9 protein-coding genes are annotated in these 8,936 nt (G+C 37.3%); 5 read left to right on the top strand and 4 right to left on the bottom strand.

All coding sequences use genetic code 11. The annotated features are described in order from the left end of the window. Window positions 1-239: 239 nt before the first annotated feature. A complete protein-coding gene (sdaAA, locus tag EKG35_RS21545; protein ID WP_126296279.1) occupies window positions 240-1,802 on the top strand; it encodes an L-serine ammonia-lyase, iron-sulfur-dependent, subunit alpha in 1,563 nt (520 codons plus the stop codon). A gap of 90 nt (window positions 1,803-1,892) precedes the next feature. On the opposite strand, the gene EKG35_RS19845 is transcribed toward sdaAA, so the two are convergent. Further along, the gene (locus tag EKG35_RS19845; RefSeq protein ID WP_126296278.1) at window positions 1,893-2,438 is read right to left on the bottom strand and encodes a pyridoxamine 5'-phosphate oxidase family protein; all 546 of its coding nucleotides are present in this window, start codon (window positions 2,436-2,438) and stop codon (window positions 1,893-1,895) included. Between the two features lie 109 nt (window positions 2,439-2,547). Here EKG35_RS19845 and pdxR point away from each other — a divergent pair, with 109 nt between their 5' ends. Then, complete coding sequence (gene pdxR, locus EKG35_RS19840) at window positions 2,548-3,963, top strand: MocR-like pyridoxine biosynthesis transcription factor PdxR (protein ID WP_246020512.1); 1,416 nt, start codon at window positions 2,548-2,550, stop codon at window positions 3,961-3,963. 229 nt (window positions 3,964-4,192) lie between these two features. Here the strand turns inward: pdxR and EKG35_RS19835 are convergent, their stop codons facing one another. Together EKG35_RS19835 and EKG35_RS19830 are read right to left on the bottom strand one after the other, a co-directional pair. Continuing rightward, window positions 4,193-4,669: a hypothetical protein gene (locus EKG35_RS19835; RefSeq protein WP_126296276.1), complete on the bottom strand. Its 477-nt coding sequence runs from the start codon at window positions 4,667-4,669 to the stop codon at window positions 4,193-4,195. A gap of 345 nt (window positions 4,670-5,014) precedes the next feature. After that, a complete protein-coding gene (locus EKG35_RS19830) occupies window positions 5,015-5,455 on the bottom strand; it encodes a MarR family winged helix-turn-helix transcriptional regulator (protein ID WP_126296275.1) in 441 nt (146 codons plus the stop codon). A 117-nt stretch (window positions 5,456-5,572) separates the two neighbouring features. Between EKG35_RS19830 and EKG35_RS19825 the strand changes: the two genes are divergently transcribed. From EKG35_RS19825 to hutH, 3 genes are all read left to right on the top strand, one after another. Then, window positions 5,573-6,160 (top strand): NAD(P)H-dependent oxidoreductase, encoded by a 588-nt coding sequence (locus EKG35_RS19825; RefSeq protein WP_126296274.1) that lies wholly within the window; start codon window positions 5,573-5,575, stop codon window positions 6,158-6,160. Between the two features lie 421 nt (window positions 6,161-6,581). Continuing rightward, on the top strand, window positions 6,582-7,022 hold the full coding sequence (gene hutP, locus EKG35_RS19820) for a histidine utilization transcription antiterminator HutP (protein WP_126296273.1): 441 nt from the start codon (window positions 6,582-6,584) through the stop codon (window positions 7,020-7,022). A gap of 116 nt (window positions 7,023-7,138) precedes the next feature. Continuing rightward, window positions 7,139-8,656, top strand: coding sequence for a histidine ammonia-lyase (hutH, locus tag EKG35_RS19815; protein WP_126296272.1), 1,518 nt, complete (start codon window positions 7,139-7,141; stop codon window positions 8,654-8,656). A gap of 191 nt (window positions 8,657-8,847) precedes the next feature. On the opposite strand, the gene EKG35_RS21690 is transcribed toward hutH, so the two are convergent. Then, a partial coding sequence (locus tag EKG35_RS21690; RefSeq protein WP_148103526.1) for an IS3 family transposase occupies window positions 8,848-8,936 on the bottom strand: 89 nt, incomplete at its 5' end.

Genomic DNA, 8,936 nt, shown 5'->3' with positions numbered 1-8,936 from the left:
TGAAGGCTAATTTGCGTTTCACTCGATTTTCTGTGCGAGGAAAATCGAAGGTTGAAAATGAAATGGGTCTTGCGTTAATGGCCGTGAATTTAAGAAAATTCACGGCCATTAACTAAGGGAATAGAAGAACTAATGTGAAAAAAGTGAGAAAGGTGAATTTGAGTTCCCTCAAATTCACCTTTCTCTTTATTTGAAGCTAGTTATGTCCCAGCCTCGTCTTCTTTAACAGGAGTGAGCATATGTCCTTCTCGAGTTTAAGAGAATTAATTGAACTTGCTGAAAAAGAAAAAACAACCATTGCGGATTTAATGATATATACAGAGGTACAACAGAAAGGTAAATCCAAAGAGGCAATCCTTGATAAAATGGCTGAACAATTTGCAGTGATGGAGGAGGCTGTCCGTAATGGAACGATGAGTCCTGTTATGTCCCGGACCGGTTTGACAGGTGGGGATGGCCACCGACTTCACAAATATGCAAAAAAGGGGGATTCCTTTGTTAACCCTATGACATTAAATGCTGCAGCAAATGCGCTTGCGGTTTCAGAGGTGAATGCAGCGATGGGTCGAATTGTGGCAACGCCGACAGCAGGCTCAGCAGGAATCCTGCCAGCTGTACTCGTTCATGCCCTTGATAGCGGGAAATTTACTCGTAAGCAAATTATCCAGTCATTGTTTACTGCCTCTGCTCTTGGTTTAATTATTGCGAATAGAGCGTCAATCTCAGGGGCAACTGGCGGGTGTCAGGCCGAAGTTGGATCTGCTACAGCAATGGCAGCCGGCACCCTTGTTGAACTGGCAGGTGGAACACCGACGCAGGTTGGAAATGCTGTTGGAATCGCTTTAAAAAATTCATTAGGGCTAGTCTGTGATCCAGTGGCGGGGCTGGTAGAAATCCCGTGCATCATTCGCAATGGTTTGCATGCGATTACGGCACAAGCTGCAGCAGATATGGCGTTAGCAGGAGTAGTCAGCATTATCCCACCAGATGAGGTAGTTCATGTGATGCATGAGGTAGGACAGCGAATGCCTGAGTCGTTAAGGGAAACGGGGATAGGAGGTCTTGCCGGAACTCCGACAGGCAAGAAATTAAAAGATCAGATATTCAGTGAAAAAAACAGTGATTGTGGTCCAGCAAAATACCAAAGTGCCTATGAAATTATCGGCCCTGTAATGGTCGGCCCATCGAGCTCACATACGGCCGGAGCTGTTCGAATTGGGAACATTGCCTATCAACTTTTAAATGAAAAACCATTATCTGCAAAGTTCTCATTAATGGGTTCCTTCGCTGATACTTATCAAGGACATGGAACAGACTTAGCACTGTTGGGTGGTGTTATGGGATTATCAACAATGGATGATGGTATTAAAAATGCAAAGGCTATTGCCAAAATACAAGGCCTGCAATATGAATTTACAAAAAAGGCGTTGGGAGGCAATCACCCTAATACAGTTCTTGTTGAATTATCAGGGGCGTCGCGTCAGGTCAAAGTACTCGCTAGCTCCTTAGGGGGCGGTAAAGTCGAGGTACAGGAATTGGATGGTTATCCGTTGAAATTCTCCGGCGAACGTCCAACATTGGTGATCCGCCATACTGATCGTAAAGGAGTTATCGCTGAATTATCAGGAGCTCTTTATAAAAATGGTTTTAACATTGCACGGATGGCGAATGAGCGTTCAAAAATCAATGGTCCGGCCATTACGATTTGCGAAGTTGATAATAATGTTGAAGAAACTATTTTAACGTTATTAACGGAACAATTTTCAATTGTTAGTGATATCGTCATGGTTGAAACTAAATAGTACCCAGCAGGGAAAAAGGGAGGCAATCACCGTCTCCCTTTTTAGTTCTATTTATGCCTAGTCCCATTGGATAAACAATAAGTATTATTTTTAAATATCCATTCCAGCGTTCCTGCCTGGGAAGAAAGATAATTGCGGATTCAATTTATTTTCTTTTGCAGTCCTTACATCCGGAGTAAGTCTGAAAACAACAGTATGACTTCCTAAAGAAGATCGATATTTCTCGATATGAGATTGTGAAAGTTCTTTCTCATAGTAACCGGGTACATACTTATCCAACATGGCTTGCATTGCTTCTGTAGCTTCTTTTATATCATTTACCGTTTCTAATACACCGAATAGCATTACACTCATATAAGCAGTGTCTGTCTTGGCTGGTATAGGGCTTACCATAGTTCCATAATCCTCAGATACTGTGAAACAACAGTTGGGATTAGCATGAATCAAATCTATTTTTTTCCCCTGTGCAGCTCCATGAAAATATATAGCCTTATTCATCATGACAAAATTCAAAGGGACAACATAAGGAGCTTCCCCATCCGTTAATCCAAGGTAACCTGTCCGTGCTTGGCTTAAAAACTGTTCAATACGATTATCATCAGTACATTCTAACTTTTCTTGGCGGATCTTATTCATTTTCCATCCCCACTCTCTACAAAAATGATAAAATTATTTTAAGAAATATCTGTACATAAAAAAAGTGACAGAATTAAAAAGTTTAATAGGGACAGATGGAGGGTTAAATATGGAACTCACCCCATTTTTAGATAGAGACCTGTCAGAGCCGTTATATAGTCAGTTATATCATTGGATTAGGAAAGAAATTGAAGAAGGAAGGCTATTACCAGGTGTGAAGATGCCATCAATTCGCCAGCTAACGATGCATTTAAAAGTCAGCCGGAACACAGTTGAGGCAGCATACCAGCAGCTGCAATCAGAGGGCTATCTTGAAAGTGTCCCTAAAAGTGGAATATGGGTTGCTGAGATTGAGAAACCTTTGCTAAATTCTACTGAAGTAAAACATCCTATCATGTTGGAATATAAGCCTTCAAGTGAGGTACTTGTAGATTTTGAATATGGCAATGTGGATCTTGACAAATTTCCATTGAAGCAGTGGAAGAAATGTCTGTCAGATGCAGTTGATCAAGAGAGCAATTGGTTATTTCAGTATAGTGAAAAACAAGGTGAGTTTGCATTGAGGCAGGAGATTTCAAACTATTTGCTGCAATCCAGAGGGGTACGCTCAACACCAGAACAGATTCTTATAACAGCTGGTACACAAACTTCAATAGAATTGATCTGCCGTCTTTTATCACTCCAGGGGAAAACTGTGGCAATGGAAGAACCAGGCTACAGTGGAGTACGATCGGTCTTTAGAGATCAGGGATGTAATATTGAACCTGTGCCTCTTGATAAGGACGGATTGTCAGTAGAAACTATACACACGAGCAAGGCGAAAGCGGTATATTTAACACCATCTCACCAATTTCCATTTGGTATGGTTTTGCCTATAACAAAAAGATTGCGATTACTAAAATGGGCTTATCAAACAGGGGGATATATTATTGAGGATGATTATGACGGTGAGTTTCGATACCGGGGACAGCCAATTCCATCGTTGAAATCTCTAGATGAAGAGGAAAAGGTAATTTATTTAGGTACATTTTCTAAATCATTTCTTCCTTCAGTCAGATTAAGTTATATCGTATTTCCACCTTCTCTAATGGTTCAATATTCACAAAAGTTTTCGGCTTATAATCAATCTGTCTCTCCTATTATTCAGGGGGCTATGGCTCAGTTCATGCAATCCGGTGAATTCGAAAGGCATATTCGAAGAATGCGCAAGCTATATCAAAAAAAACATCAGACCCTGCTAAAAAGTATTGAACAATACATGGGTACTAAAGTAAAAATTGTTGGAGAAAAGTCAGGCCTACATATTTTATTGAAACTAAAAGGGATAACAGCCTTAGAGCTGATCGAAAGGGGTTTTAAGAAGGGTGTCAAAATTTATTCCCCTGCAATGTTTTGGCTTCATCCGTCCATCGAGAGTAATTCCTATATCATGATAGGATTTGGTGGTTTATCAATTGAAGAAATTGAAAATGGAGTTAAATTACTCGCTAGTTGCCTCCCGGAAATGGAAATTGGCGAGATATAATGAAACCATAAAACCTTATATGTTGAATAATAGGCTTGAATTAGTGTTATAAAACCTTAGTTAGATATTTTACGAAGAACCGTATCACAAGTAAATACGGTTCTTTAGAAGAGTACTATTTAAATACGAGAATGGTGCTCTTTATATTTAAAAATATGTAGATAAGTATGTGTAATATTCGAGTATGTTTTTCTATTTAAGAGTATATTTGATTGACCATTTTTCCAACCTATACAAATTGTATACGAATATTTTTCTTACGTTTAAACTGTTCAAGGTGATTCGGCTGGATTTCTTCAATACTAATCTCTCGTTCTATTAATTTCTGTTCCCCATCACCAGCCCAAAAAATAAGTAACTGTACGTTTTCACTCGCCTTTATATGTGTCTTTATATAATCTACAAAATCAGTTAAAAATTTGCCTTTCCAATTTCCGTCTAACGAATAAGCATATTCTTTTTCAGTATAAAAAGCTAAATCATAAGGTGGGTTATTACAAAAAGATATTACCAGCTCACCAAATGCTGACGCATCCGGTGCATGTAAAATGCGTGTATCATCATCCATCGAATGCCAAGACTGCACTGGTGTTTTGTCTGAAATTGGATATAATTTCTTTAGTTCTCTTACTGTAATTTCAGTAATACCGCTATAATCTACTTCTTCTAGTGGACAATCAGAAACTAGGAATGTAAATAAAGACATATGTTTTGAACAAGCTCCTTTAAAAGATTAGTAGTTATTTAATTCAACGGTATGTTGTTTTTTCCCTCTAAATGTATTACAAAAAAGGTATTTTGTTAGGATTAATACTGTTCATTTCATTGGAAACGTACTTAGACCAGTAATGGAGAACGGTATCACAAGTGATAGTAAAGTGGAAGTTTGAATTAATAATATAAAAAGAAAGACGCCTTAAAAATTGTACCTGTCACCACCCGTATTAATTTATCGACATTATTCAGGGAGTGACAGGTACTGTTTTATAACCAAACAAACCCCTCTGTTGAAAGAGATTAATAATTTGCAATTGCAGGAGTCATTAATGCTTTATTTATAATTAGAATAAAATAATTTAGTCTGAAGAATATCTATTGAACGCTCTATATCTTTTAAATCTTCTTTAGTAGCATTTTGAATTCGCTCTAAAAAGCGGGATTCTATGGATGCAAAAGCTTCGTTCATTAAAAGTTCTCCATCTTGAGATAAACAAATATATTGTTTTCGTTTATCTTTACTATCCCCTATCTTTTTAATTAAATTTTTTTCACTCAATTTGCTTAGTTCACGACTGGTGTTTGGCATAGACATTTGCATACAGTCATTAATCTCACTAGGTGTCACTGGTTGACTTATTGCAATATTCTCAAGAATTTTATATTGAACTTGGGTAATTGAATCAGATTTCACATCTTTAGTTAATTCATGAGTTACACGATGTACTGATGCCGAAAATGATACGAATTTATTAAAAAGGATACTTTTGTCCATTTCTCTCACCTCTTATTGCAAAGGTAACAAAAAGATTATCAAAATACAATTATCAATTGATAACAAAGTTAGATGGTGATATGATTTGATTATCAAATGATAAATAAGAGGTGCGCCATGAAGATGCTAATCGTTTATACTTATCCAAATCATAAAAGTTTGAATTACGCATTTTTTCAAAATGTAATGAAGGGAAGTAGCGAAAATCCCTATATTACGGAGGTAAAAGTTCTCGATTTATATGAAGAGGGGTTTAATCCACTTCTAGTATTTAACGAGGAAAAACGAAGACGTGATATGCATACAGATCCTAATATTGAAAAATACAGAAAACAAATTACATGGGCTGACAAGATTGTCTTTATCTATCCAATTTGGTGGGGAAGACCCCCTGCGATGCTTTTGGGATATATCGATCAATTATTTGCTTCCAATTTTGCATATAAAGATAAAAAAGGGTACTTTCCAGAAGGTCTATTAAAGGGGAAATCCGTAGTATGTGTATCTACCATGAAGGGACCTACTCACTATCCATTTCTTTGGTTGAATAATGCGCATAAAATTTTAATGAAAAGAGCCTTATTTAATTTTGTAGGGATCAAGAAAGTGAAGTTTTTCGAATTTGGGAACATGGAAAGTCCAAAAGGAAATCAGATGAAAAAGTTAGAAAGGATTTATAAATATTTCAAAAAGATAGACCAGTAAAAAATAATAAAACGTTATGTCCTTTAAGTGGAACCTCATTCACAGTTATGATGTTGAACAGTACCATAAGTAAGTGAGGGTTAATTAATATGAGATTCGAGTAGGAGGGAAGTGATTAGTCTTATTCGATTCCATCCATCTAATTCTCCGAAAAATGGATTTGATATTACTAACGCAAAATAACTAACCATTTTTTAGACTCCACCTTCCAAGAGATCCTCATGGATGCACCATTATATATGAGATGGCCAGTAAATATGATTTATACCTTCAGGATTGCAATTATCTAATTTTTATTAAATTTCCAAAAAGTCAAGTTGACACCTGATTTTGAAGCGTTTACAATTAAATTAGCTATTAGACATTAGAACATTTAGTTAGTTATTATACGTTACTTAGAAAAATGGAAAGAGTTGTTTAAATGGCATTAAGTAAAGATCGTATTGGTAAAAACGCTATCTTACTTTTGCTTTCTGATGATTCATCTGAACATCTTGCAATGCTCGAGCAGTTGAATTGGAAGAGTTGTACGGGAAAAGTTGGATCGATGGATGAACATAAGGTAGTTGCTGCAATTGAAACAGCGGCTAAGAAAAATGGGATTATAAATCCGGATGTTTATCGCGAATCACACGCATTATACCATGCGATTATTGAAGCGTTGAATGGGATAACGAGAGGTCAAGTGCAATTAGGATCTGTACTAAGAACAGTTGGTTTATCATTTGCAGTTTTACGTGGAAACCCATATGAAAATGAGCAAGAGGGAGATTGGATTGCTGTTTCCTTATACGGGACAATTGGCGCACCGGTTAAAGGCTTTGAGCATGAAACAATCGGTTTAGGAATTAATCACATATAATTTGCCCATAGAATTTAGTTAATAGGGGGCTATATCATGTAATCGCTTTTTAGTGATTTCTTTGATATAGTCCCCTTTTCTAATTGGTCAAAAGGAATTTGAAGGGAGACAAAAAGATGGTTACATTAAATGGTCAAACACTTACTTTTTCAGATGTACGAAAAGTTTTATTTGATGGAGAAAAAGTTGATTACTCTGAGGAAAGCATGAGAAAGGTTCAGGAAAGTCGAAAAGCGGTAGAAAAAATTGTTTCCGAGGAGCGAATAGTTTACGGAATTACAACAGGTTTTGGAAAATTTAGCGATGTGTTTATAGGAAAAGAAGATGTTGAAGCGCTACAGCTAAATTTAATTCGCTCCCATGCTTGCGGGGTAGGAGAGCCTTTTCCAGAAGTTGTATCACGTGCGATGATTCTCCTTCGAGCAAATGCATTATTAAAGGGCTTTTCCGGTGTACGTCCTGTTGTCATTGAAAGGTTGCTAGAGTTATTAAATGCTGGAATTCATCCGGTAATTCCTCAGCAAGGGTCACTAGGTGCTAGTGGTGATTTAGCCCCACTGTCACATTTAGCTTTAGTATTAATCGGAGAAGGAGAAGTCTTTTATAAAGGTGAAAAAATACCCGCAATACAAGCATTATCGAAAGAAGCAATTTTGCCGATTACGTTAACAGCAAAAGAAGGTTTAGCACTTATTAATGGTACCCAGGCGATGACTGCAATGGGTGTTGTTGCTTACTTGGAAGCAGAAAAATTAGCTTACCAAACTGAACTAATTGCATCAGTTACAATAGAAGGTTTACGTGGGATTATTGATGCATTTGACGAAGACATTCATCTTGCACGTGGCTATAGAGAGCAAGTTGAAGTTGCAGAGCGCATACGTGGCTACTTGGCAGATAGTTCTTTAACAACAAAGCAGGGAGAACTTCGTGTACAGGATGCATATTCAATCCGTTGTATTCCACAAGTACATGGTGCCTCGTGGCAGACATTAAACTATGTGAAAGAAAAATTGGAAATTGAAATGAATGCTGCTACTGATAATCCGTTAATTTTTGATAACGGTGAAAAAGTTTTATCTGGTGGTAATTTCCACGGTCAACCGATTGCATTTGCCATGGATTTTTTAGCAATTGCCGTGGCGGAACTAGCAAACATATCAGAACGCCGAATTGAACGGCTAGTAAATCCACAATTAAATGATTTGCCACCGTTTTTAAGTCCTGAACCAGGCTTACAATCAGGTGCGATGATTATGCAGTATGTCGCAGCATCACTTGTATCAGAAAACAAAACTTTGGCACACCCAGCAAGTGTGGATTCCATCCCTTCATCCGCAAATCAAGAGGATCACGTTAGCATGGGGACGATTGGATCAAGACATGCATATCAGGTAATTACAAATACACGTCGAGTGTTAGCGATTGAAGCAATTTGCGGGCTGCAGGCTGCGGAAATTCGAGGGAAAGATAAGATGGCTTTAACTACACGAGGATTTTTAGAGAATGCAAGAAAAATTGTTCCATTTATTAATGCAGATCGAGTATTTTCTAAGGATATTGAGGCAATGAATAACTGGTTAAAGAATGGAACCTTTCAATTTAAAAGATGTGAAGCATTAATAGAGGGATAGAGGGCGGATAGAAAATAGGCATAATTCTCGACTACAGACATACTTGCAATCTAGCAGGGTTCCAAAATATTATATTTAAAGAGTAACAGCATTCTTACCATTACTGGCCCCTATTCAAACTCTAGAATTTTCATTATTATTAAAAAAGCACCTTTTGCATGATCTGACCCAAGAAAGTTAGACATATATAATTAGGCTACTCCAAGGACCTGAGTTCGGTATTCCACCGGGCTTAGGTCTTTTAATTTTGACTTCATTCGTTTGTTATTATAATAGTAAA

Origin of the sequence: Lysinibacillus telephonicus, from assembly GCF_003966145.1 — a bacterium.
GTDB lineage: Bacteria > Bacillota > Bacilli > Bacillales_A > Planococcaceae > Ureibacillus > Ureibacillus telephonicus.
The sequence above is the reverse complement of the archived record's forward strand: the minus strand, read 5'-3'. Positions and strand labels throughout refer to the sequence as shown.